Source organism: Acidovorax sp. GW460-11-11-14-LB4, from assembly GCF_059423685.1.
This window is the reverse complement of sequence record NZ_JBWKYJ010000055.1, coordinates 1-23840: the sequence shown is the minus strand read 5'-3', so window position 1 is coordinate 23840 and position 23840 is coordinate 1. Positions and strand designations below refer to the sequence as shown.

General features: G+C 68.2%; 24 protein-coding genes. 10 read left to right on the top strand and 14 right to left on the bottom strand.

Annotation, left to right across the window (positions count from 1 at the left end; translation table 11 throughout):
* The first annotated feature begins 11 nt into the window (after positions 1 to 11).
* Positions 12 to 1592: an ABC transporter substrate-binding protein gene (locus AC07X4_RS17520; protein WP_494740794.1), complete on the top strand. Its 1581-nt coding sequence runs from the start codon at positions 12 to 14 to the stop codon at positions 1590 to 1592.
* 76 nt (positions 1593 to 1668) lie between these two features.
* Here AC07X4_RS17520 and AC07X4_RS17515 read toward each other — a convergent pair whose 3' ends face one another.
* From AC07X4_RS17515 to hpaI, 3 genes are all read right to left on the bottom strand, one after another.
* Entirely contained in the window at positions 1669 to 2292 is a 624-nt protein-coding gene (locus tag AC07X4_RS17515) for a glutathione S-transferase family protein (RefSeq protein ID WP_494740793.1), read from the bottom strand.
* A gap of 76 nt (positions 2293 to 2368) precedes the next feature.
* Positions 2369 to 3346 carry a 2-dehydropantoate 2-reductase gene (locus AC07X4_RS17510; RefSeq protein ID WP_494740792.1) on the bottom strand — a complete coding sequence of 326 codons (978 nt, stop codon included), beginning with the start codon at positions 3344 to 3346 and terminating at the stop codon, positions 2369 to 2371.
* A gap of 34 nt (positions 3347 to 3380) precedes the next feature.
* The gene (gene hpaI, locus AC07X4_RS17505; protein ID WP_494740791.1) at positions 3381 to 4211 is read right to left on the bottom strand and encodes a 4-hydroxy-2-oxoheptanedioate aldolase; all 831 of its coding nucleotides are present in this window, start codon (positions 4209 to 4211) and stop codon (positions 3381 to 3383) included.
* Between the two features lie 113 nt (positions 4212 to 4324).
* On the opposite strand from hpaI, the gene radA reads away from it, so the two are divergent.
* From radA to AC07X4_RS17470, 7 genes are read left to right on the top strand one after another with little or no spacing between them, the layout of a single operon-like run.
* On the top strand, positions 4325 to 5704 hold the full coding sequence (gene radA / locus AC07X4_RS17500; RefSeq protein WP_056057287.1) for a DNA repair protein RadA: 1380 nt from the start codon (positions 4325 to 4327) through the stop codon (positions 5702 to 5704).
* A gap of 49 nt (positions 5705 to 5753) precedes the next feature.
* A complete protein-coding gene (locus AC07X4_RS17495; protein WP_056057291.1) occupies positions 5754 to 6188 on the top strand; it encodes a hypothetical protein in 435 nt (144 codons plus the stop codon).
* 39 nt (positions 6189 to 6227) lie between these two features.
* On the top strand, positions 6228 to 7166 hold the full coding sequence (locus AC07X4_RS17490) for a branched-chain amino acid transaminase (RefSeq protein WP_494740790.1): 939 nt from the start codon (positions 6228 to 6230) through the stop codon (positions 7164 to 7166).
* A gap of 5 nt (positions 7167 to 7171) precedes the next feature.
* Entirely contained in the window at positions 7172 to 7378 is a 207-nt protein-coding gene (locus AC07X4_RS17485; protein WP_056057299.1) for a zinc-finger domain-containing protein, read from the top strand.
* A 3-nt stretch (positions 7379 to 7381) separates the two neighbouring features.
* Positions 7382 to 8197: a glycosyltransferase family 2 protein gene (locus AC07X4_RS17480; protein ID WP_494740789.1), complete on the top strand. Its 816-nt coding sequence runs from the start codon at positions 7382 to 7384 to the stop codon at positions 8195 to 8197.
* The gene (locus AC07X4_RS17475) at positions 8194 to 9477 is read left to right on the top strand and encodes an O-antigen ligase family protein (protein WP_494740788.1); all 1284 of its coding nucleotides are present in this window, start codon (positions 8194 to 8196) and stop codon (positions 9475 to 9477) included. The genes AC07X4_RS17480 and AC07X4_RS17475 overlap by 4 nt, the downstream gene beginning before the upstream one ends.
* 12 nt (positions 9478 to 9489) lie before the next feature.
* Positions 9490 to 10464, top strand: coding sequence for a glycosyltransferase (locus AC07X4_RS17470; RefSeq protein WP_494740787.1), 975 nt, complete (start codon positions 9490 to 9492; stop codon positions 10462 to 10464).
* Between the two features lie 207 nt (positions 10465 to 10671).
* Here AC07X4_RS17470 and AC07X4_RS17465 read toward each other — a convergent pair whose 3' ends face one another.
* Positions 10672 to 11793 (bottom strand): NAD(P)H-dependent flavin oxidoreductase, encoded by a 1122-nt coding sequence (locus AC07X4_RS17465; RefSeq protein WP_494740786.1) that lies wholly within the window; start codon positions 11791 to 11793, stop codon positions 10672 to 10674.
* 33 nt (positions 11794 to 11826) lie between these two features.
* Positions 11827 to 12711 (bottom strand): LysR substrate-binding domain-containing protein, encoded by an 885-nt coding sequence (locus tag AC07X4_RS17460; RefSeq protein ID WP_494740785.1) that lies wholly within the window; start codon positions 12709 to 12711, stop codon positions 11827 to 11829.
* Positions 12712 to 12783: 72 nt separating this feature from the next.
* Between AC07X4_RS17460 and AC07X4_RS17455 the strand changes: the two genes are divergently transcribed.
* Positions 12784 to 14028 carry a YbfB/YjiJ family MFS transporter gene (locus tag AC07X4_RS17455; protein ID WP_494740784.1) on the top strand — a complete coding sequence of 415 codons (1245 nt, stop codon included), beginning with the start codon at positions 12784 to 12786 and terminating at the stop codon, positions 14026 to 14028.
* Between the two features lie 23 nt (positions 14029 to 14051).
* Here AC07X4_RS17455 and AC07X4_RS17450 read toward each other — a convergent pair whose 3' ends face one another.
* From AC07X4_RS17450 to AC07X4_RS17440, 3 genes are all read right to left on the bottom strand, one after another.
* Entirely contained in the window at positions 14052 to 15308 is a 1257-nt protein-coding gene (locus AC07X4_RS17450) for a HAMP domain-containing sensor histidine kinase (protein ID WP_494740783.1), read from the bottom strand.
* 41 nt (positions 15309 to 15349) lie between these two features.
* Positions 15350 to 16072: a response regulator gene (locus AC07X4_RS17445; RefSeq protein ID WP_056643106.1), complete on the bottom strand. Its 723-nt coding sequence runs from the start codon at positions 16070 to 16072 to the stop codon at positions 15350 to 15352.
* 150 nt (positions 16073 to 16222) lie between these two features.
* On the bottom strand, positions 16223 to 17617 hold the full coding sequence (locus tag AC07X4_RS17440) for an AmpG family muropeptide MFS transporter (RefSeq protein WP_494740782.1): 1395 nt from the start codon (positions 17615 to 17617) through the stop codon (positions 16223 to 16225).
* Positions 17618 to 17747: 130 nt separating this feature from the next.
* On the opposite strand from AC07X4_RS17440, the gene AC07X4_RS17435 reads away from it, so the two are divergent.
* The gene (locus AC07X4_RS17435; RefSeq protein ID WP_056742161.1) at positions 17748 to 18599 is read left to right on the top strand and encodes a M48 family metallopeptidase; all 852 of its coding nucleotides are present in this window, start codon (positions 17748 to 17750) and stop codon (positions 18597 to 18599) included.
* 18 nt (positions 18600 to 18617) lie between these two features.
* Here the strand turns inward: AC07X4_RS17435 and AC07X4_RS17430 are convergent, their stop codons facing one another.
* The 6 genes from AC07X4_RS17430 to AC07X4_RS17405 form a co-directional block, all read right to left on the bottom strand.
* Complete coding sequence (locus tag AC07X4_RS17430) at positions 18618 to 19718, bottom strand: GGDEF domain-containing protein (RefSeq protein WP_494740781.1); 1101 nt, start codon at positions 19716 to 19718, stop codon at positions 18618 to 18620.
* 244 nt (positions 19719 to 19962) lie between these two features.
* A complete protein-coding gene (locus tag AC07X4_RS17425) occupies positions 19963 to 20601 on the bottom strand; it encodes an MBL fold metallo-hydrolase (protein WP_494740780.1) in 639 nt (212 codons plus the stop codon).
* 161 nt (positions 20602 to 20762) lie between these two features.
* A complete protein-coding gene (locus AC07X4_RS17420; protein ID WP_494740779.1) occupies positions 20763 to 21377 on the bottom strand; it encodes a chemotaxis protein CheC in 615 nt (204 codons plus the stop codon).
* A gap of 1 nt (position 21378) precedes the next feature.
* Positions 21379 to 21741 carry a response regulator gene (locus tag AC07X4_RS17415; protein ID WP_225580994.1) on the bottom strand — a complete coding sequence of 121 codons (363 nt, stop codon included), beginning with the start codon at positions 21739 to 21741 and terminating at the stop codon, positions 21379 to 21381.
* A 23-nt stretch (positions 21742 to 21764) separates the two neighbouring features.
* Complete coding sequence (locus AC07X4_RS17410; protein WP_494740778.1) at positions 21765 to 23411, bottom strand: GGDEF domain-containing protein; 1647 nt, start codon at positions 23409 to 23411, stop codon at positions 21765 to 21767.
* The coding region (locus AC07X4_RS17405; RefSeq protein WP_494740777.1) for a putative pterin-binding protein at positions 23392 to 23840 on the bottom strand (449 nt) is incomplete at its 5' end. The genes AC07X4_RS17410 and AC07X4_RS17405, both read right to left, overlap by 20 nt.

Below are 23840 nucleotides of genomic sequence, written 5' to 3'. Positions count from 1 at the left end.
TCCTCCCGTCCATGCGCTTCAAACACATACTCCTGGCCGCCGCCGTTGTTGCGGCCCTGCCCCTGGCCGCACAGTCCGCCACGTTCCGCTGGTCCCGCTCGGTGGACATTTCCACCTGGGACATCCACACCCAGAACGTGGGCGTGAACAACACCATGCACGGCGCGGTGTACGACACGCTGGTGGAATACAACAGCAAGACCTTCAAGCCCGAGCCCTCGCTCGCCACCGAGTGGAAGCTCATCAAGCCCACGCAGCTGCGCCTGACCTTGCGCAAGGGCGTGAAGTTCAGCGACGGCAGCGAGTTCACGGCCGACGACGCCAAGTTCTCGCTGGAGCGGGCCAAGGCCAAGAGCTCCAACTTCGCTGTCTACACCCAGGGCATTGACCGCGTGGAAAAGGTCGATGCCTACACCATCGACATCCACTCCGACCTGCCCAATCCCGTGCTGGTGAACCAGCTGACCGAGCTGCGCATCATGAGCAAGGCCTGGGCCGAAAAGAACAAGTCGGTCGAGCCCAAGGACATCAAGACCAAGGACGAAAACTTTGCCCACCGCAATGCGCTGGGCACCGGCCCCTACCAGCTCAAGCAGTGGACGCCTGACCAGCGCGTGGTGCTGGAGCCCAACCCCCACTGGTGGGGCAAGGGCAAGTACCCCACCAACCTGACCGAGATCGTCTACACCCCCATCAAGGCCGACGCCACGCGCACAGCGGCGCTGCTGTCGGGTGAGGTGGATTTTGTGATCGACCCCAGCCTGCAGGACCTGGCGCGCATCAAGCAGACGCCCAACCTGCAGGTGCTGGAAGGGCCCGAGTACCGCACCATCTTCCTGGGGCTGGACCAGTTCCGTGACGAGCTGCCCGGCTCGGACGTGAAGGGCAAGAACCCGCTGAAGGACCTGCGCGTGCGCAAGGCGCTGTACCAGGCGATCGACATCCAGTCCATCCAGCGCGTGGTGCTGCGTGGCTTGGCCCAGCCCACGGGCACACTCATCGCCAACCAGGTCAACGGCTGGACCAAGAAGGCCGACGTGCGCTACCCCTACGACCCCAAGGCCGCGCAAAAGCTGCTGGCCGATGCGGGCTACCCCAACGGGTTTGAGGTGGACTTTGCCTGCAGCGCGGGCCGCTATATCAACGACGAGCAGCTGTGCCAGGCCATCACCTCGCACTGGGCCAAGGTGGGCGTGAAGGCCAAGCTGCGCTCGCTGCCGTTTGCCACCTACTTCCCGATGATCCAGCGCAACGAAGCCAGCATCTACCTGCTGGGCTGGGGTGTGCCCACGTTTGACGCGTTCTACAGCCTGCAGTCGCTGGTGCGCTCGCCCGGCGCGGGGGGCGATGGCAACTTCAACCTGGGCCGCTTCTCCGACCCGCAGATGGATGCGCTGATCGAGCGTGTGAAGAAGGAAACGGACACTGCCACGCGCAACGGCCTGATCGAGCAGGCGCTGATCAAGGAGCATGAGCTGGTGTCGCACATACCGCTGTACAACCAGGTGATCCCGTGGGCGGGGACGAAGAAGGTGGAGATCATCCACCGCGCGGACAACCGCATTGACTGGCGTTATCTGAAGATGAACTGATCCCGGTTGCCAGCAAAAAGCCCCGGTGCTTCTGACCCGAAGCACCGGGGCTTTTTTTGCGTCTGCAGGTGGCGTATCAGGCCAGTGCGCGCTGCACGGCGGGGCGCTGCAGCATGCGCTGTGTGTGGGCAAAAACCTTCGGAAACTGGGCAATGTCCACACCGTCGCTGTGCAGCCAGGTGCCGATGGTGAACAGGTAGCCGTCGGCCACGGTGTATTGCTCGCCCATCACCCAGGGCCCGTGGTCCGCTTGCGGCAGGTAGTGGGTTTCGATGAGGTGAAAGCACTCGGTCATGTTCTGCGGCACCTTGCGCTGCATCGCCGCCTGGGCTTCGGGCTCATCGGCCCAGCGGCTGGCGCGGGGGCGGTGGGCATGGGCGATGTGCACGGTGGACGCGAGGTAGCTGTGGAACTCTTGCAGGCGCGCAAAGCCATGCGCGTCGGCGGGCGACAGGCGCGCCTCTGGAAAGCTCTGCGCCACATAGGCCAGCAGCGCTGGGGTTTCGGTCAGCGTGCCGTGCGGCGTGGCCAGCGCGGGCACGCGGCCCTTGGGGTTCACCGCCAGGTATTCGGGCGTGCGTTGCTGGCCAGCGGCGAAGTCCACGCGCACCAGGTCGTAGGGGGCGCCCGCTTCTTCCAGAGCGATGCGAACGGCCTGCGCGCAGGTGCCGGGGGTGTAGTACAGCGTGAGTTGGGTCATGGTTGGTTTGCTATAAATTAAATAGCTGCTGGCGGTTATTCCACTAGCGCATGCAGCCGATTTTGCTTGAAATGAATCAGTACAGGCCCCGCGTGCGCGCCATCAGCCGCGTGAGGCCCAGCAGGGCGTCTGTGTGCGGCGTGGGCGTGTGGGTGATCTGCCCCAGCTCGCGCACCGCGCCCACCAGGGCGTCGATCTCCATGGGCTTGCCCGCCTCCACATCCTGCAGCATCGAGGTCTTGAATGCACCCAGCTTGCGCGTGACGGCGTGGCGGTCCTCGGGCTGCTGGTCGATGGGCAGGCCCAACTGGTCGCCGATGGCCTTTGCTTCCAGCATCACCGCGCTGACAAAGCCGCGCACCAGCTCGTCGTCCAGGATGCGGTCGGTGGTGGCGCCGGTGAGGGCGCTGATGGGGTTCATGGTGAGGTTGCCCCAGAGCTTGAACCAGATGTCCTTCTGGATGCAGTCGCTCACTTCCACATCGATGCCGCCGCGCTGCAGCGTGTCGGCCAGTGCTTGCAGGCGCGGGCTGCGGCTGCCGTCCGGTTCGCCTACGATGAGGCGGTTGCCAAAGTGCTGGCGGACGAAACCCGGAGCCTCCAGCGAGCAGCTGGTGTGCACCACACTGCCCACCACGTTGCGCGCCGGGACGGCCTGGGCAATCACGCCTCCCGCGTCCACGGATTCAAGGGCATGCCCCTGCGCCGCACCGCCAAAGCCGTCGAGGAACCACCACGGCACGCCGTTCATGGCGGTGAGCACGATGGTGTCGGGCCCGATCAAGGGCGCCATGGCGCGCGCCACGTCGGGCAGGCCCGGGGCCTTGACGGCGACCACCACCAGGTCTTGCACACCAAGCGCTGCCGGGTCGCTGTGGACTGTGACGGGCACTTGCGCCAGCGAGCCGTCGGCGCGCCGCATGCGCAGCCCCTCGGCCTGCAGGGCGCGCAGCGTGTCGCCCCGCGCCACCATGCTGACGGTGTCGCCCGCTTGCGCCAGGGCCACGCCCAGCCAGCCGCCGATCGCGCCTGCGCCGTAGATACATGCTTTCATGGATGTCTGTCCTTGAGTCTGAAAGAAGAAAAGTTCAGTAGCCTGCGGGCCGGGTGGGGGCGGCGTCGGTCGCGCTGCGGTAGCGTGCCAGTAGCTCCTGCGCAGCACTCACGAGCAGCATGGTGTCCACGCCCACGGCCACAAACAGCGCGCCAGCTGCCAGCCACTGGCGCGCCTGCGACTCGGTGGTGGCCAGGATGCCCGGCGCCTTGCCTGCGCGCAGGATGCGCGCAATGCCGTCGTGGATGGCGGCCTGCACATCGGGGTGCCCCGGGTTGCCCGGGTGGCCCATGGAGGCCGACAGGTCGGCCGGGCCGATGAACACGCCGTCCACCCCGGGCGTGGCGGCAATGGCATCGAGGTGGGCCATGGCTTCCACCGTTTCTGCCTGCACCAGCAGGCAGATCTGCTGGTTGGCCTCGTGCACATACTGCGGGTACGCCTGCCAGCGCGACGAGCGGGCCAGTGCGCTGCCCATGCCGCGCACGCCCTCGGGCGCATAGCGCGTGGCGCGCACCAGCTGCTGGGCCTGCTCGGGCGTATCGACCATGGGCACCAGCAGGGTCTGCGCGCCGATGTCCAGGTATTGTTTGATGAGGGCCGTGTCACCCACCGGCACCCGGGCGATGGGGTGGGGCGCCTGCACGCCTGGCGGCAGGGCGCTGGTGGCGCTGGCGATGGCCTGCAGCTGGTGCAGGATGGAGCGCAGGTCGTTGGGCGCGTGCTCGCCATCGACCAGCAGCCAGTCGTAGCCGGTGCCTGCGAGGATTTCGGCGCTGTAGCCGTTGGCCAGCCCGAGCCAGAGGCCGATTTGCGTCTGGCCTTGGGCCATGGCCTGTTTGAAGCGGTTGGTGGGTGTCTGCAATGTCAACTCCGTGCGGTGCCAAGCCCGCCATCGTACGGGCTGCGGCGGATCGATGTGGGCATGGCCGCTATAGTCGGCTGCCCCTGCATCGGGGCGCCTCACCGACACCTGCCATGGCCAAAGAAAAAACCACGTTCACCTGCACCGAGTGCGGCGGCACCAGCCCGCGCTGGCTGGGCAAATGCCCGTCCTGCGGCGCCTGGAACACGCTGATCGAGCAGGTGGCCGAGGCCGGGCCGGGCAAGAACCGCCTGAGCACGCCGCAAGGCTACGCGGGCCTGGCCAACGCGCAGCCCGTCCTGCCGCTGGCGGCCATCGAGGCCCAGGACGTGGCCCGCACCCCCAGCGGCATCGACGAGCTGGACCGTGTGCTGGGCGGCGGCATTGTGGAAGGGGGCGTGGTGCTCATCGGGGGCGATCCGGGTATTGGCAAATCGACCCTGCTGCTGCAGGCCATGGACGCGCTGCAGCGCGCGGGCCTGCCCACGCTGTATGTGACGGGTGAGGAGAGCGGAGCGCAGGTGGCGCTGCGTTCGCGGCGCCTGGGCATCGACGGCAGCCAGGTGCAGCTGCTGGCCGAGATCCAGCTCGAAAAGATTCTGGCGACCGTGGAGGCCACGCAGCCCGCCGTGGTGGTCATCGACTCCATCCAGACCACCTATTCCGACCAGCTCACCAGCGCGCCGGGCTCCGTCGCCCAGGTGCGGGAATGCGCAGCGCACCTCACGCGCATGGCCAAGGGCACGGGCATTGCTGTCATTCTGGTGGGCCATGTGACCAAGGAAGGTGCGCTGGCGGGGCCGCGCGTGCTGGAGCACATGGTGGACACGGTGCTGTACTTCGAAGGCGACACGCACAGCCAGTTCCGCCTGGTGCGGGCCATCAAGAACCGCTTTGGCGCTGTGAACGAGATTGGCGTGTTTGCCATGACCGAGAAGGGCCTCAAGGGCGTGAGCAACCCGAGCGCCATCTTCTTGAGCCAGCATTCCGAGCCCGTGCCCGGCAGCTGCGTGATGGTGACGTTGGAGGGCACACGCCCGCTGCTGGTGGAGATCCAGGCCCTGGTGGACAGTGGCGGCCCCAGCCCCCGGCGCCTGTCGGTGGGCCTGGACAAGGACCGCCTGGCCATGCTGCTGGCCGTGCTGCACCGCCATGCGGGAGTGGCCTGCATGGACCAGGACGTGTTTGTGAATGCGGTGGGGGGCGTGCGCATCAGCGAACCGGCCGCCGACCTGGCGGTAATGTTGTCCATCACCTCCAGCCTGCGGGGCAAGGCGCTGCCGCGAGGCTTTCTGGCGTTTGGCGAAGTGGGGCTGGCCGGTGAGGTGCGACCCGCCCCGCGTGGGCAAGAGCGCCTGAAGGAAGCCGCCAAGCTGGGTTTCAGCGTGGCCGTGGTGCCCAAGGCCAATGCGCCCAAAAAACCCATCGAGGGGCTGACCATCCACGCCGTCGAGCGGGTGGAAGAGGCCATGAACGTGGTGCGCGGTCTGTAAGCAATGCCCACAGCGCCATGTCCATGGCGCCATAAGACAATCTCGACCTATGAACTTGCGCAATATCCTGGTGCCCCTGGGGGCGGTGGCCCTGATCGGGTTTGGTTTTTATGCCTACGGCTGGGCCGGGGTGGCTGCCGTGGCCGGTGGGCTGCTCATGTGGGGCCTGCTGCACTTCACGCGGCTGATGAGCGTGATGCAAAAGGCCGCCAAGCGCCCCATCGGGTATGTGGGCAGCGCCGTGATGCTCAACGCCCGGCTGACGAAGGGCGTGAACCTCATGCACGTGGTGGCCATGACCCAGGCGCTGGGAGAGCGCGTTTCGGCCGAAAACGTGCAGCCCGAGGTCTACCGCTGGACCGACGGCACCCGCTCGCACGTCACCTGCGAGTTCCAGCAGGGCAAGCTGGTGGTGTGGACCCTGGTCCGCCCCCAGGACAACCCTGCCGCTGATGGAGAAGGCGCGCCGCCCGCCGCCCCGTAAAATCCTGGTTTTGCGACCCACAGCAACCAAAGGACACCCATGAGCCCCGTAGTTCCCTCGATGGCCGACCGTGACGGCAAGATCTGGATGGACGGCCAGATGGTCGATTGGCGCGACGCCAAGATCCATGTGCTGACCCACACCCTGCATTACGGCTGCGGCGCCTTCGAAGGCGTGCGCGCCTACAACACCGCCAATGGCACGGCGATCTTCCGCCTGGAAGAGCACACCGACCGCCTCTTCAACAGCGCCAAGATCCTGCGCATGAAGATCCCGTTCACCAAGGAAGAGGTGAATGACGCCCAGAAAGCCGTGGTGCGCGAAAACAAGCTCGAATCCTGCTATCTGCGTCCATTGACCTGGATCGGCTCGCAAAAGCTGGGTGTTTCGCCCAAGGGCAACCAGATTCACCTGATGGTCGCTGCCTGGGCCTGGGGCGCCTATCTGGGCGAGGAAGGCCTCAAGCGCGGCATCCGCGTCAAGACCAGCAGCTACACCCGCCACCACGTCAACATCACCATGACGCAGGCGAAGGCGGTGAGCAACTACACCAACTCCATCCTCGCCAACATGGAAGCCACGGACGACGGCTACGACGAAGCCCTGCTGCTGGACAGCTCGGGTTTTGTGTCCGAAGGCGCGGGCGAAAACATCTTTGTGATCAAGAACGGCGTGATCTATACGCCCGACCTGTCGGCCGGTGCCCTGAACGGCATCACCCGCAACACCGTGTTCCACATCGCCAAGGACCTGGGCCTGGAGATCGTGCAAAAGCGCATCACGCGCGACGAGGTGTACATCGCCGATGAGGCCTTCTTCACCGGCACGGCCGCTGAAGTCACGCCCATCCGCGAACTCGACCGGATCGAGCTGGGCAGCGGATCGCGCGGCCCGATCACCGAAAAAATCCAAAGCGCCTTCTTCGACATCGTCGGTGGCCGCAATCCGAAATACGCCCACTGGCTGAGCAAGGTCTGAAGAACATGTCGCAAGCAACCGTTGAACTCCTGGCCAAAGACCTGAACGCCCAAGGCGGCGTTTTCTGTCCCAGCCCCAAGGCCGACATGAAGCTGTGGAACAGCCACCCCAAGGTGTACCTGGACGTGGCCCGCACGGGTGAAGCCAAGTGCCCTTACTGTGGCACGGTGTACCGCCTGAAGGCCGGTGAGCACGTACACGCTGGTCACTGATTGATGCCGGTTGCAGTCGGCGGCGCTACGCCGCCGCCCACGTTGACCGTGGCGGTGCTGACCCTCAACGAGGCGCACCGCATCGAAGCCTGCCTGCAAAGCGCTGCGTTTGCCGACCAGTTGCTGGTGGTGGACAGCGGTAGCACCGATGACACCGTGGCCATCGCCCAGCGCCTGGGCGCCGAAGTCCACAACTATCCCGACTGGAAAGGCTTTGCCGTGCAGCGCAACCGGCTGCTGGCCCATGCGCGGGGCGACTACATCTTCTTTCTGGACGCCGACGAGGTGATGACACCTGCGTTCGCCCAGGAGCTGCAGGCCATCGCGCGCTCTGGCGCGCAGGCCGTGTGGAGCATCCGCTGGCGCATGGTGGCCTACGGGCACGAACTCAGGTACTTTCGCTCGCAATCGCAGATCGAGCGCCTGTTCGTGCGCGCCATGGTCCGCGAGTTCACGGGTGTGGTGCACGAGCAGGCCGAACTGTTGCCGCTACCGGGCGGTGGCGCCGTGCCGCGCCGCCTGATCGAAGCGCGGCTGCTGCACTACTCGCGCACCACGGTGCGCGGCAGCCTGGAAAAGCTCACCCAGTACGCCATGCTCGGTGCCGCCAAGCGGGCGGCGGCAGGCAAGAAGGGCGGCGTGGTGCGGGGCCTGGCCTCGGGCACCAGCATGTTCCTGCGCCTGTATGTGTTTCGGCTGGGTTTTTTGTGTGGCGGGGCGGGTTTTCTGTATTGTCTGTTTGTGGCACTGGAGGCGTTCTTCCGGTACGCCGCCCTGGAGTACGACCACCAGCAACTGAGCGAGAGCGTGCGCCGTTGACCAAAGCTGACGAAATTTTTGTGCGCCTGTCGGGCGCGGCGGCCTTCATGGTGCCGGGTATGGCGCTGTGGGTGCGCTCGGGCTATTCCTGGGGGGCGGTGGTACTGCTGTTGTGCAGCCTGGGCACCGCCGGGGTGTGGCTGCGGCGTCGGCCGGGGCGCGATGCCTGGCTGCTTTTGGCCTCCATCGTGGCGATGGGCACGGTCTGGGCCCTCGATTTTGACCCGGCCCAGGGCAGCTGGTCCAACCTGGACCGGCCTGCCAAGTACCTGCTGGCGCTGCCGTGCCTGCTGTACGTGCTGGCCTATCCCCCGCGGGTGCGCTGGCTCTGGGCCGGTATCGCCGTCGGCGCCTGTGGCGCGGGGCTGATCGGTTTGTACCAGGCCATGGTGCTGCACCTGCCGCGCGCCAATGGTTTTACCAACGCCATCCAGTACGGCGGGCTCAGCCTGCTGCTGGGGCTGATGTGTTCGGTCGCGCTGCTGGTGCTGTGGGACCGCTGGAAGCCCTGGCAGCGTGCGGGCTGGGCGGTGGGCATTCTGCTGGGCCTGGAGGGATCGCTACTGTCCGAGTCGCGCGGGGGCTGGGTGGTGCTGCCGCTGGCGTTGCTGCTGTGCGCCTGGCTGCAGGCCCGCTGTGGTCAGCGCAAGCTGGCCATTGTGGGCGGCGTGTTGGTCGTGGCGGGTGCGGCCGGGCTGATGGCCTTCAAGGCCAACGAGGTGCGCCTGCGCGTGGATGAGGCGCGGCAGGAGATCACGCAGTACGAGGCGCGGGGCGACGCGGCCAGCTCGGTGGGCCAGCGCCTGGCGCACTGGGGCCTGGCCTGGCGCATGGGCCTGGACCGCCCCTGGACCGGCTGGGGCCGCTACGGCTACGAGGCCGAGAAGCAGCGGCGGGTGGCTGCCGGCGAGGCCCACCCGATTGTTTTGCAGTTCAGCCACGCCCACAACGAGGTGCTGGACATCTTTGCCAAGCGCGGCATCCCCGGCGTGGTGGTCTTGCTGTTTTTCTATGGTGTGCCCCTGGTGCTGTTCTGGCCCACGCGGCGGCGCGTGTTCCCGGGGAGTGCGGGCGTGCTGGATACCGAGGGCCTGTGCCTGCGCATGATCGGGGTGCTGCTGCCCGTGTCCTACATGGGCTTTGGCACGACCCAGGTGTTTTTGGGGCACAACAGCGGCACCATGTTCTACCTGTTCATGGGCATGCTGGTGCTGGCCATCCTGCAAGGCCGCGAGCGCCAGCGGCTGCAGGCACCCGGGCACGCCGCCGCTCTTTCCTGAAGGACCTCTGCCATGCACATCCTGCTGGTCAACAACTCCCCCATCCCGGTGTATGGCTACGGCGGCACCGAGCGCGTGATCTGGGACCTGGGCAAGACGCTGGTGCAGCAGGGCCACCGCGTGAGCTACCTGGTGCCCGAGGGCTCGACCTGCGACTTCGGCCAGGTGCTGCCCATCCGGCCTGACGAGCCCTGGGAGGGGCAGATCCCGGCCGACGTGGACATCACGCATTTCCAGTTCAACCCACGCTCCGAGCTGTCCAAGCCCTACCTGGTGACCGAACACGGCAACGCCCGCAAGCCCAAGCCGTTGCCCCGCAACACGGTGTTCCTGTCGCGCGACCATGCGGCGCGCTACGGCTCCAGCGAATTCGTCTACAACGGGCTGGACTGGGCGGGTTATGGCCCGGTGGACTTTGACCGCCCGCGCTCGCACTACCACTTCCTGGGCAAGGCGGCCTGGGGCGTGAAGAACGTGCGCGGTGCCATCAAGGTGGCCAAGATGGCCGGGGTGGAACTGGACGTGCTGGGCGGCAACCGCATCAACTTCAAGCGAGGCTTCCGCTGGACCCTGTCGCGCAAGATCCACTTTCACGGCATGGTGGGCGGCACGCAGAAGACGGGCCTGCTCAACGCCTCGCGCGGGCTGATCTTTCCGGTGCGCTGGCACGAGCCGTTCGGGTTGGCCGTGATCGAGAGCCTGTACTTTGGCTGCCCCGTGTTTTCCACCCCCTACGGCGCCTTGCCCGAGCTGGTGCCCGTGCACTGCGGTGTGCTGTCCGACCAGGCCTCGGTGCTGGCCGAGGCGGTGCGGGGCAACCGCTTTGACCCGCGCGCCTGCCACCAGCATGTGGTGGAGCACTTTGGGGCCGAGCGCATGGCCCGCAACTACCTGCGCATGTACGAACGGGTGCTGGCGGGCGAAACCCTCAATGCCCAGCCACCCATGATCCAGGGCCCTGCGCGCGAACTGCCCTGGAGAGGCTGAGACGCCCCCCTGAGTCGCCTTCGGCGCCTTCCCCCCAACGGGGACGCCACCCGTGGCCTGGCAAAGCCAGCTCCACGGTGGCACGGGTTTCACGGCGCGCCGGTTTTTGGCGTCCTGCTCATATCGGGGAGGCTATCGTGCGGGTTCTGGGGCGTTATTGGCCGCAAGCGCTTGTTCAATATGCCTCTGGCGCTATAGAAATAATAGTTATTGGTGGCCGACAGTGGAGTTTCCACCCGGCGCGGTGGCCTGCTGCCACTCCTGGGCCAACAACGCCACCAGCTGCGCCGCTGGCATGGGCCGCACCTGGGCCACCCCCTGGCCCGCCCACAGCGACAGGCAGTCGGCCTGGCCCGCCTGGGCGGCCGCGCGGCGCAGCGCGCCCGTCAGTGCGTTCTGCACGGGGTAGGGCGGCACGGTGGCCTCGTCGGCCTGCAGGGCTTGCATCATGCGGTTGACGATGCCGCGTGCTGGCCGGCCCGAGAAGATGCGGGTGGTGCGCGTGTCGGTGGCCTGGGCGCGTGCCAGGGCCTCACGGTACGCCGGGCCAATCGCCGACTCGGGGCAGGTCAGGAAGGCCGTGCCCATCTGCACCGCCTGGGCGCCCAGCGCCAGCGCACCCGCAATGCCGCGCCCGTCCATGATGCCGCCCGCAGCGATCACCGGGATGGACAGGGCCTGCACGCACTGCGCCACCAGCGGCAGCGTACCCACCATGCTGGCCGCAAAGTCGGCCAGCGACGGCGCCGCACCGGTGACGCCGGGCTGCGTAGGGGTGAGAAAGGTGCCCCGGTGCCCCCCGGCTTCCATGCCGGAGGCGCAGACGGCATCCGCGCCCACGCTGGCCCAGGCCCGCGCCTCGGCCAGCGTGGTGGCGGTGCCAATCACCGTGCTGCCCACCGCTTTCAGCCGTGCCACCTGCGCCGCCGTGAGGATGCCGAAGGTGAAGCTGGCCACGGCCGGGCGTGCGGCCACCAGGGCGTCTAACTGTGCCGCGAAGTCCTCACACCACTGTGCGGGCCGCTCGGGCACCAGGCCGAACTCCGCGTAGAACGGCGCCAGGCGCTGCAGTGCGGCTTGCACCGTGGCGTCGTCCGGCGTTGGGGTGGCCTGCACAAACAGGTTCATGCCAAAGGGCCGGTCGGTGCGGCGGCGCACCTCGGCGGCGGCCTCGGCCATGGCAGCGGGCGAGCGCATGCCGCAGCCCAGCATGCCCAGGCCGCCGGCCTCGGACACGGCGGCGGCCAGCGCGGGCGTGTCCGACCCGGTCATCGGGCCCTGGATGATGGGCAGCGCAAGGCCCAGGTGGGTGGTGAAGGCGGCGGGCATGGGGGCTCCTTGTGCAATCTGTGGGGGAGGGGGTCAGGTCGATGTGGCGGGGCGGTGTGCTTCGCCGGAGGTCAGTGCGGTCCGCAGCGCGTCCAGCGCGGGCGACTGGTAGCCACGCCGGTGCACCAGCACCGTGTCGCAGGTGGCCAAAGGCACCAGGCGCAGCGCAGGCGGCTCGCGCATCAGGTCGATCACGGCCTGGGGCACCACGCCCGCGCAGCGACCGGTGGCCACACAGGCCAGGATGGCGTGGTACGAGGCCAGCTCCAGCACGCGCGGCGGGCTGCCGTCCTTTTGCTGCATGAAGGCCTCGCCCATGCGGCGGTAGGTGCAGCCGGGGCTGAAGGCGGCCAAGGTGTCCAGCTGCAGGTCCTGGGGCGTGTGCATGGGCGGGTGGTCGGCGGGCAGGGCCAACAGCAGGGCCTCGGCAAACACGGCGGTGCGCTCCACCGGCGCCTCGGCGTCGATGCCCGGCGGCGGCCAGGCCACCAGTGCGCAGTCGATGGTGTGGGCCAGCACCTGCTCCACCAGCTGGCGCGAGGGGGCGGTGGACAGCTCCAGCACCAGCCCGGGCCACTGCGCATGCAGCCGGGCCAGCGGCTGCGGCAGGCGTGCGGCGGCCGTGCTTTCCATGGCGCCCAGGCGCAACCGGCCGCCGGGCTGGCCGGGGTGCACCGACTGGCGAGCCTCTTCGGCCAGCGCCAGCAGGCGGTCGGCATAGCCGCGCAGCGCCTCCCCGGCAGGCGTCAGCACCATGCGTTTGCCCTCGCGCAGGAACAGCGTGGCGCCCAGTTGCTCCTCCAGCTGCTGCACGCGCGTGGTCACGTTGGACTGCACGCGGCCCAGCCGTTCGGCCGCGCGGGTCACGCTGCCTTCCAGCGCGACGGCGCGGAATATTTCGAGCGCTGCCAGATCCATAAATATTCTTGTTATGAGATGATTAATAGAAAATAAATCTCAAAACAGAATCATAGACTGGAAACCGCCTGCATGGAACCGCGCATCGCCCCCCAAGACCGTCCCCTGGCTGTAGCACTGGCGGGCATGGCCGCACTGGCGGTGGCGATGGGCGTGGGCCGGTTTGCCTTCACCCCGCTGCTGCCCATGATGCTGCACGACGGCGTGGTCACGCTGGCCGGCGGCAGCTGGCTGGCCACAGCCAACTACCTCGGGTACCTGATCGGGGCGTTGGCCTGCATGGCGCTGCCCTGGGTGGCGCCCCGTGCGCGGCAGCGGTGGCATGCGGCGCGGCTGGCGCGCTGGGGGCTCGCGGCCACGGTGCTGCTCACCTTGGGCATGGCGCTGCCGCTGCCGGGCACCTGGCCCGCGCTGCGGTTTGCGGCCGGGGTGGCCAGTGCGCTGGTGTTCTTGAACGTCTCGGTGTGGTGCATGCTGCGGCTGGTGGCGCTGGGCCAGCCCGCGCTGGGTGGGTTGATCTTTTGTGGCCCGGGGCTGGGCATCGTGCTCACCGGCCTGTCGGCCAGTGCCATGGTGGCGCTGCAGTGGCCCGCCGCAGCGGGCTGGGCGGTGTTTGGGCTGCTGAGTGTGGGGCTGTGCGCTGCCATCTGGCCCGTGCTGCGGGGTGTGGCGATGCCCGGGTCGGCCGCAGCCTCCGGCCCGTTAGTGGACGGCTCCACCCCCGGCCACGGGTTCTGGGCGCGCACGGGGCTCACGCTGGCCTACGGGCTCGCAGGGCTGGGCTACATCGTCACGGCCACCTTTTTGCCCGTGATTGCGCGCGCTGCCTTGCCTGCAGGGTCGCCCTGGCCCGACCTGTTCTGGCCGCTGTTTGGTGCCGGCGTGGCGCTGGGCGCGGCGTTGTCCACCCGCACGCCGGCCGCGTGGGACCGGCGCTGGATGCTGATGGCAGCCTACTTGGTGCAGGCCGGGGCCATCGCGCTCAGCCTGGTGTGGCCAGGGCCTGCGGGCTTTGCGCTGGGCAGCCTGCTGCTGGGCTTGCCGTTCACTGCCATCACCTTTTATGCCCTGCAGGAAGCGCGGCGCGTGTGGCCTGCGGCGGGCGACAGTTTTCCGGGGCTGCTCACGGCGGCCTACGGCATCGGTCAGATCGTGGGCCCGCCCATGGTGGCGTGGATGCTGCACCACGCTGCCACGCAGGGGCAGGGCTTTGTCTACGGGCTGGCTGTGGCCGCCGCAGCGCTCGGGGTGGGGGCGGTGCTGTATGCCGCCATGGCCTGGCGCTGGCCCCTGGCGCGCCTCGCGGCAGCGCGCTGAGCGCACGCGAATGCAGGCGCCGATCAGTGCGTGGATGGTGCCAGCGGCAGCGCCAGCACAAAACACGCGCCGCTGCCGCCGTCAGCACGGTCCTGGCAGTGCACGGTGCCGTTGTGGCGGCCGGCAATCGACCGCACCAGCGCCAGCCCCAGGCCCACGCCGCCCGCGCGCTCGCTGGCGCCCGGCAGTCGGTAGAAGGGCTCGAAGATGCGCTCGCGCTGGCCGGGCGGCACGCCCGGGCCGTGGTCACACACATGCACCTCGGCGCGGCCCTGGCGGCGGTGCACCACCACGGTGATCTCGCCGGTGCTGTAGCGGCGTGCGTTTTCCAGCAGGTTGCGGATCGCCCGGCGCAGCAGCTTCGCCACGCCGCGCACCTCCAGCGAATCGGGGCTCGCGCTCACGTCCAGGTCGGCGTCCACGCGCGCACATTCCTCGGCGGCCAGGCCAATCAGGTCCACCAGTTCCACGGTGCCCACGTCAGCCTCGCGCGCGTCAAGCCGGCTGGCCAGGAGGATCTCGTCCACCAGCTGGTCCAGCTCGGCGATGTTGCGCAGGATTTCTTCGCGGAAGGCGGGGGAAGGCTGCTGGCCACCCATCAGCTCCAGCCCCATGCGGATACGGGTCAGGGGCGAGCGCAGCTCGTGCGAGGCATTGGCCAGTAGCGACTTGTGCGACTTGACCAGGGTTTCCACACGCTCGGCCGCTGCGTTGAACTGGCGCGCCAGGTCGGCCACCTCGTCCTGGCCCTGCTCGGGCACCCGCACCGACAGGTCGCCTTCGCCAAACTTCTTCACGCTGCGCTGCAAGGCCTCCAGCCGCTGCGTGAGGCGGCGAATGATGGGGTATACGCCCACCGCTACCGCCAGACCCACGATGCCCAGCAGCCACAAGAAGCCGAAGGGCGGGCGGGTCCAGAAAGCCGCCTCGTCCTGGCCGGGCCCCCCGGGCCGGCCGCCGTTGCGGCCCGTGCGGGGCTGGCGGGGCGCCATCTGCAGGGTGAAGATCTGGCCGTTTTCCGCCTCGATGTGGAATTCCACCACCTCGCCCGGCTCGGACGGCTGGCGCGTGGCCATGCCGCGCAGCACCAGGTTGCCTGCGGGGTCGCGCACCGCCATCTCGCGCGAAGGCGGCACAAACGGCTGGTTGTTCTGGGCCTTTTGTTCCTCGGCAATGCGCCAGGCCCAGCCCACGGTGAGCGTCAGCACCGCCATGCCGCCGACCACGGCGAGCCAGATGCGCAGATAAAGGCGGCGGGAAAAAGGGTTGGACAGGGACATGCGTGGGGCGACAGCGCAGGCAGCGGGGGCTGCGCCAGCGGTCAATCTTGCTGCTTGGCAAACACATAACCGACACCGCGCACCGTGAGGATGCGGCGCGGGTTCTTGGCGTCGGCCTCGATGGCCGCGCGGATGCGGCCCATGTGCACGTCGATGGAGCGGTCAAACGCCTCCAGCTCGCGACCGCGCACGGCTTCCATGATCTGGTCGCGCGTCAGCACCCGGCCCGCGCGCTCGGCCAATGCCACCAGCAGGTCGAACTGGTACGAGGTGAGGTCTGCCGCCTGCCCCGCCACGGTCACGGTGCGCGCGTCGCGGTCGATCTCCAGCGTGCCAAAGCGCAGCACCTGGGTGGCGGCGGCCGCGCCGCCACCATCCGTGCGCCGGCGCAGGATGGCGCGGATGCGGGCCAGCAGCTCGCGGGGCTCAAAGGGCTTGGGCAGGTAATCGTCAGCACCCAGCTCCAGTCCGATGATGCGGTCCATGGGGTCGCCCTTGGCGGTGAGCATGAGCACCGGCACCTGCGCCGCGTTGCCCTGCAGCGAGCGAATGCGGCGGCATACCTCCAGCCCATCCATGTCGGGCAGCATCAGGTCCAGGATCACCAGGTCGGGCAGCGGCCCGGCATCAGGGCCCTGCAGCTGCGCCAGGCCACTCTTGCCATCGGCACGGTGCGTGACCTGCAGGCCCGACTGGCCCAGATACTCGCCCACCATCTGCGCGAGGCGGGCGTCGTCTTCGATCATCAGCAGTTGGGAGCTCATGGGGGCAGTGTAGTAGCGAGGCTTTGAAACTGTCTTCATGGTCCGGCCAAGCCGTCTCCCCGTGTTGAAGCCCCCGTAAAGTTCCGGTAAACCGGGTGGCGAGAGGCTTCAGAAGTTGCTATTGATTTGGTAGCTTTCTGGGCATATGAATCAGGCGCCACCGACCTTCTGGATGCGCGATGCCAGCCACACCAGCACCAGCACCGGCAGCCCCAGCAGCGCCGTGGAGGTGAAGAACTGGGCGTAGCCAAACGCATCCACATAGTCGCCCGAGAAGCCCGCCACGAACTTCGGCAGCAGCAGCATCATCGAGCTGAACAGCGCGTACTGCGTGGCCGAGTAGCTCACGTTGGTCAGGCTCGACAGGTAAGCGATGAACGCGGCCGAGGCAATGCCGCTGGCCAGGTTGTCGGCCGACACCACGGCAATCAGCGCCGTCACGTCGTGCCCGTGGCCCGCCAGCCAGGCAAACAGCAGGTTGCTGGCGGCGCTCAGGATGGCGCCCAGCATCAGGATGCGCATCACGCCAAAGCGCATGGACAACACGCCGCCCACGAAGGCGCCAGCGAGCGTCATGATCACACCGTAGATCTTGGTCACGGCGGCCACTTCGTCCTTGGTGTAGCCCATGTCCACATAGAACGGGTTGGCCATGATGCCCATCACCACATCGCTGATGCGGTACACGGCAATCAGCGCCAGGATGAGCGCCGCATGCCAGCCGTAGCGGCGCAGGAAGTCGGCAAACGGGGCCACCAGTGCGCCCTGGATCCACTCGGCAGCGTTCTTGGCGGGGGGCAGCGCCACGGGTGCAGGCTCACGCGAAAACAATACGGTGACCACGCCCACGGCCATCGACGCCGCCATGGCCAGATAGGCCGCCTGCCAGGCGCCGTTCTGGTACGCGGCGGCACCCAGGGCCACGGCCTGGCCGGCCGCGGGCGCGACCTCGGAGCGCGCGGCAATCCACAGCACACCGGCTCCGGCCCAGATCATCGCCAGGCGGTAACCCGTCTGGTACGACGCCGCCAGCGCGGCCTGGTGGTTGGCGTCGGCCGATTCGATGCGGAAGGCATCGAGCGCAATGTCCTGCGTGGCCGAGCCAAACGCCACGGCCAGCGCGCACCACACGATGGGGCCCAGTGTGAGACGCGGGTCGGCCAGCGCCATGCCGATGAGTCCCGCCACCACCACCAGCTGTGCCAGCAGCAGCCAGCTGCGCCGCCGCCCGAGCAGCCGCGTGAGCACCGGGATGGGCATGCGGTCCACCAGCGGCGCCCACACCCACTTGAAGCCGTAGGCCAGGCCCACCCAGCTCAGGTAGCCGATGGTGCTGCGGTCGATGCCCGCCTCGCGCAGGCGAAAGCTCAGCGTGCCCAGCACCAGCAGCAGCGGCAGCCCGGCCGAAAAACCCAGCGTCAGCATGCGCAGGCTGGCGGGCTCCAGGTACACACGCAGGGTTTGCAGCCAGGGGGTGCGCGGGGGCTTGTCCGGGGCGGTAGCGGGAGCGAAGCTGGGGGTGGAAGATGTGGAGGTGTCTGACATGGGCGAGCGGGGGTTTTGTCTATCATCGCCGACGCACCCTTGTAGCCATCCTGTCAGCCTCCATCTGCGCGGCAGGCTCTGGTGTGTTGTGTGCCAGCGCTGCTCATTATTCCTTCTCGGATTGCCTTGTATGTGTCTTTTCTGCCCCGCTCCTTCCGTCGCGCCGTCGTCCCCCTGGTCCGCACGCCGCGCGTTCCTGCTGGCAGCGGGCGCCGCTGCGGCCACGCCGGTGCTGGCACAGGTGGACGTGGGTTCGGCATCCAGCCTGCGCAAGCTCGTGCCCGCCGAGACGCTGGAGCAGTCTGCCGCCCAGCAGTACCGCCAGATGCTGGAGCAGGCCCGCGCCAAGCGCGCGCTGGCGCCCGACAACCACCCCCAGCTACAGCGCCTGCACGCCATCGCCAAGCGGCTGATCCCGTACGCCACGCCCTGGAACGACCGCGCCCGCCAGTGGCGGTGGGAGGTCAACCTGATCGGCAGCTCGCAGATCAATGCGTTTTGCATGCCCGGCGGCAAGATTGCGTTCTACACCGGCATCCTCGACCAGCTCAAGCTCACCGACGACGAGGCCGCGATGATCATGGGCCACGAGATGGCCCATGCGCTGCGTGAGCACGCACGCGAGCGCATTGCCAAGACGCAGGGCACCAACCTGGCGCTGCGACTGGGCTCGCAGCTGCTGGGGCTGGGCGACCTGGGGCAGGCGGCTGCGGGCCTGGGCGGGCAATTGCTCACGCTGCAGTTCAGCCGCTCGGACGAAAGCGAAGCCGACCTGGTGGGGCTGGAGCTGGCCGCGCGCGCGGGCTACCAGCCGTCGGCCGCCGTGAGCCTGTGGCAGAAGATGGGCAATGCCAGCGGCAGCAAACAAGGCGGGCTGGCGTTTTTGTCCACCCACCCATCGGGCCCCGCGCGCATTCGCGAGCTGGAGCAGAACGTGCCCAAGGTGCAAGGCCTGTACGAGGCCGCGCGCCGCAACGGTTGAACCGCCGAGCCAGCGTATTTAAGCGCTGGCCGCCACTGCATCGGTGGCGTCTTCACCCGCCAGCTGCACCCGGTTGCGCCCCGCGTGTTTGGCGACATACAGCGCCTGGTCTGCGCGGGCAATGGCGGCCTGCAGGTCGTCGGGCCCGTGCACCAGGGCCACGCCAAACGACAGCGTCAGGGCCAAGGGCTCGGGGCCGACGGGCAGCGGTGCCCGGGCCACAGCGGCACGGATGCGCTCGGCCGTGGCGCTGGCGGCGTCCAGCGGGCTGGCGGGCATCAGTGCCAGGAACTCTTCGCCACCCCAGCGCGCCAGCACATCGCCCTCGCGCAGGTTGTCGGCCAGCACCTGGCCCATGGCCACCAGCACCTGGTCGCCCACGGCGTGGCCGTACTGGTCGTTCACGCGCTTGAAGTGGTCCACATCGCACAGCAGCAGCGTCACCGGCACACCGCTGCGCCGGCTGCGCTCCAGCGCCTCGGTGGCCTGCGCGTCAAAGTGGCTGCGGTTGGCCAGGCCGGTCAGCGGGTCGCGCGTGGCCTGCTTGCGCAGGCGCGCCTCGGCAATGAGGATGGTGCGGCGGTAGAACGCCGACAGCGCTGCCGACATGGCAAACACCACGCAGATGTGCACCCAGTTCACGATCTTCACGCTGTGCGCGGGCAGCGGGTCCAGCGGCCCCACGGCGTCGCTCAGCATGTGCAGGCCCAGGTAGTAGGCCAGCAGGGCCAGCACCATGGGCGCGGCATAGCCGCGCGTGTTGGCGATCACGATGGCGGGGATGAACATCAGCAGGTAGTAGTGAAAGCCGCTCTCCCAGCCGATGAGCAGCGAGCCCAGGGCCGAGTGCCCGATCACCTCCAGCCAGATCAGGGCCAGTGCAGCGGTGTTGTAGCGCTTCTGGATGAGCCGGTAGGCGCCCAGGTACATGGCGATGCTCAGCACATTCACGGCCGCCAGCGGCATCGAGCCCAACCACAGAAACAGCAGGATGTAGCCCGCGTCGATGGCAGCGGCCGTCAGCGCGACCCGCTGCACCATGGCCCAGTAGGCCTTGCCCGCGAGGCTGGAGCCGCGCTGGGGTTCAAGCGGGGGGCGCGGCGCGTTGGATGGGGTCATGGCACGGGGGCACGGGCGGCCTGCAGAGGTGGCAAACCGCTCCATCGTAGCCCCCGGCGGTGTCGGGGGTGCGGCGAACTGGCAGGTATCCCGGGGTCTGATCGCCGCTGGGCACCCGGCGGCGCGGAGCACGCGACCAGGGCCTGTGACGGCCTCCGGCAACCCATTTCAAGCCCAATCAGCTGGATGTGCTAGTGGAATATGCCTGGTGCGCTATGAATAAAAGAGCATTGATGGTCTATGCTCAGGTCCCGCCCACGTAGGGATTGCTTTGCCGCTCGCGCCCGAAGGTGCTCTCCGGTCCGTGGCCGGGAATGAACACCGTCTGGTTGCCCATGGGCCACAGCCGCTGCGTGATGCTGTCGATGAGCTGCTGGTGGTTGCCCTGGGGAAAGTCCGTGCGGCCAATGCTGCCCGCAAACAGCACGTCGCCCACAAACGCGCGGTCGATCTGCGGCGCGTGGAACACCACATGGCCGGGCGTGTGGCCGGGGCAGTGGCGCACGGCCAGCGTCTCGTTGCCGATCTGCACAGTGTCGCCGTCGTGCAGCCAGCGCGTGGGGGTGAAGTGCTGCGCGGGCGGAAAGCCGAACATGGCGCTTTGCTGCGGCAGCCCGTCGATCCAGAACTGGTCGCCCGGGTGGGGGCCCACGATGGGCACCGACAGGCGCTGGGCGAGCTCGCCCGTTCCGCCGGCGTGGTCAATGTGCGCGTGGGTGAGCCAGATCTGGGACAGCGTCAGCCCGTGTTCTTCCACCGCTGCCAGCAAGGTGTCCAGGTCTCCGCCTGGGTCGATCACGGCGGCCTGCCGGGTGGCGTCGCACCAGACGATGGAGGCATTCTGCTGGAAAGGAGTGACGGGGACGGTGAGGTAGCGGAGCATGGGATGGAGGCAGTAAACCCATCGCCCATCGCGCTGGGGCCGCTTTCTCCCAGGGGGCGATAGCGGGCTGGCGCGGCGGAGGCAGGGCCGGAAGGCAACAGCTGCTAGTTTCGCACAGGGCCTGTGCAGCGCCCGCCGTCCCTTGGCGGCCGCTTGGGGCCTCAGTCTGCGTCCACAGGCCGGCCCAGCAGCCGGTTCACGGCGGTGCGCAGGCCCTCGAGCGACGTGGTGTTGAGCACGAACACCACAAAGCCCTCGATCTGGCTGCTCAGCAGCTCAAAGCGGATGTGCAGGAACACCACCAGGTGGTTCTGGATGCGGGTGCCCAGGATGGTGCGGCTGTCGCCCATGTCGAACCGTGGCGGGCTCAGTTCGAACTCGTGGCCCAGCAGGTCGGACAAGGCGGCGATGCAGGCGTTGAGCATCACGTTGCCCACCTCGGTCAGCGCATCCTGCTCGATGGCGCTCAGGTCTTCACTGGGCACGTTCTGCCCGGCGACGATGCGCACGATCTCCAGGCTGCGGTGGCCTGGAAAGATCAGCAGGGCATCGCCGTTGAGCACGCCGCGAAACGGCTGGCGCACGCGATACATGGGGTGGCCCTGGGTGCCCAGTTGCTGCGCCGCCTCGCTCACGGTGAACACGCTGACATGCGGCACCGACAGCAGCACCTCGTCGCGCAGCAGGCTGCCCATGGCGGCGGCGGCCTTGCCCACGCCGATGTTGAAGATCTCGCTCAGTGCATCGATCTGTTCGGCGTCTAGCTGGATGGGCATGTCAGGCTCCTGCGAGGGCGATGAGCTGTTGGGCGGCTTGGGCGGTGATGGGCTTGGCAATAAACACCATACCCGCTTCCTCGATGCGCTCCTGCACGGCGTTCTGCACATTGGCCGTGAGGATGGCAATGGGCACCCGGGGCAGCAACTGGCGCAACGCCAGTGCGGCATCCAGGCCGTTCATGCCGTGCATGTTGAAGTCCATGGAAACCAGGTCCACGGGGTTCTCGCGCGCCAGCTGCAAGGCTTCTTCGCCGCTGCTGGCGTGCACGATGGTCCAGTCGGGGTGGGCCTGTTGCACCAGGCCCTGCAGGATCAGGCGGGACATGCGGCTGTCATCCACAATCAAAAGGCGCAGGCTCATGGTTGTTGTGTCGTTGGTTAAGGTCAGAGTGCGGGGTGCGCCGCCTCGTGGGTCAGCACCCGGTTGCGGCCGGCGGCCTTGGCGCGGTAGAGCGCCGCGTCGGCATCGGCCATCAGCGGCTCGATGCCTGTGTGGTGGCGCTCGCTGGAAGCCATGCCGATGGAAATGGTGAACGTGACCGGGTGCCCTGCAGGCGACGCCAGGCCCAGCTGTGCGATGGCGCCCCGGATGCGCTCGGCCACCTGGCGTGCGCTGTCGGCGCTGGCATGGGGCAGCAGCGCGGCAAATTCCTCCCCGCCCAGGCGGCCGAGCAGGTCGGCCTCGCGCAGGGCCTGGCCGATGGCCTCGGCACAGGCGCGGATGGCGGTGTCGCCCATCTGGTGGCCGTACCGGTCATTGATGCGCTTGAAGTGGTCGATGTCGATCATCAGCACGGTGCAAGGTTGTCCATGGCGGCGGCAGTGGTCGAACAGGGCGGTGCTGCGCTCCATGAAGGCCCGGCGGTTCAGCAGGCCGCTGAGCGCATCGCGCGTGGCCAGTTCGCGCAGCTGGGCCTCCAGGGCCTTGTGGGTGCTGATGTCAAAGCCCCACAGCAGGTGTGCCAGCTGGCCCTCGACGTCGATGAGGCGGGCCGACAGTGAACTCCAGCGCGGGGCATGGGTGCCGATCTGCGCCTCCATGGCATCGACCTGCCCGTACTGGTCCAGGGTCTGCATGAAGCGCTGGCGTGTGTCGGGGTCGTGCAGCAGGTCGGGCAGAAACAGGGTCTGAGGAGCGGTTTTGAGCCCCAGGCGCTCGGTCAGCCGGTGGTTGATGAAGTGCACGCGACCGCTCTCGACCTCAGCCAGCAGCACGTCGCTGGGGCTGGTGTCCAGGATGAAGCCCAGCAGCGCGCGGCTTTCTTCGAGCTTGCGCGTGCGCCGGGCCACGCGGACTTCCAGCTCCCGGTTGGTTTGCGCCAGCTGCCGCGATGCGGCTTTGGCGGCGCGTGCATCCTGCACCAGCCGGGCAATCAGCAGCGTGGTGCCCACGAGCAGAGCGCTCAGCACCACGCTGAGCACGATGAAGCGCTGGTGCAACTGCTGGCGCGCCTGGTCTGTCTGCTGGGTGCTGAACAGGTGCACGGTGGCCACCGCCTGGCGCAGGCGCTCCAGCAGCGCGTCGGACTGGCGGGTGATGTCTTCGGCCACGCGCAGCGCCTGGGTGGGTGCGGCCGTCGCCTGCGTGCGCCGCGCCGCGGCGCTGCCGGGCTCGTTGGCGCTGCCGCTGGCCTGCGACGACCAGCGCTCCACCTGAGTGCGCAACCCGTCCAGGCCCTGTGCGGTGTCCGGCAGTGCCTCGCGCAGCTGGGTGCTCACGCGCGGTCCGCGACCGCTGGTGTCGAGGGTGCTGTACAGCACGTCCAGCCGGTCGACCAGGTCTTGCGCGCTGGCCTCCCGGGCCCGCAGCTGGCGCGCCAACAGACTCACCCGCGCCAGTTCGTTGTGCACGCTGGCGATGTACCAGAGGTCGTTTTGCTGGTGGGGCTGCGCAAGGTCCTGGGCCTGGCGCAGCGTCCACCACAGGGCCGCAGAGGTGCCCAAAGCCATGGCCACCACCAGGGCCAGCAGCCGGTGGGTGGTGCGTGTGTTGCTGGCGGCGGGCTGCTGCTTAGCGGATGGAGACAGCATGGACCTGCCAGATGGTGCGGTTGACGTAGTCCTGGCCCTGCTGCAGAGCGGGGTGGGCATCAAACGGGTAGATCAGGATCAGTGGCCCCTTGTCGCGGATGCCCATGCGCTGGCCGTCGCGCCGGAAGGCCAGCACGGGGTTGTAGCGAAGCAGGTCGCTCCAGGGGATCACGACGGCATAGTCGTTCAGGGCCATCAGCACGATGCGGCTGCGTTCGCCGCCCCCGAGCTGCTCCACCAGGTGGCGCAGCGGCACACCGGTCCAGCGGTGTGTACCCGCCATGCCCAGCGCGGGAGGCAGGGCGGTGGTGATGTCTAGCGCTGGCAGTCGCTCCAGGGCCTGCAGGTCGCAGGCCTGCGCCTGACCGTCGCCGGCAGGCTGCAGTTGCAGCACGCTGCGGCCCTGGGGGGCTGGGCACAGCGGGGCGG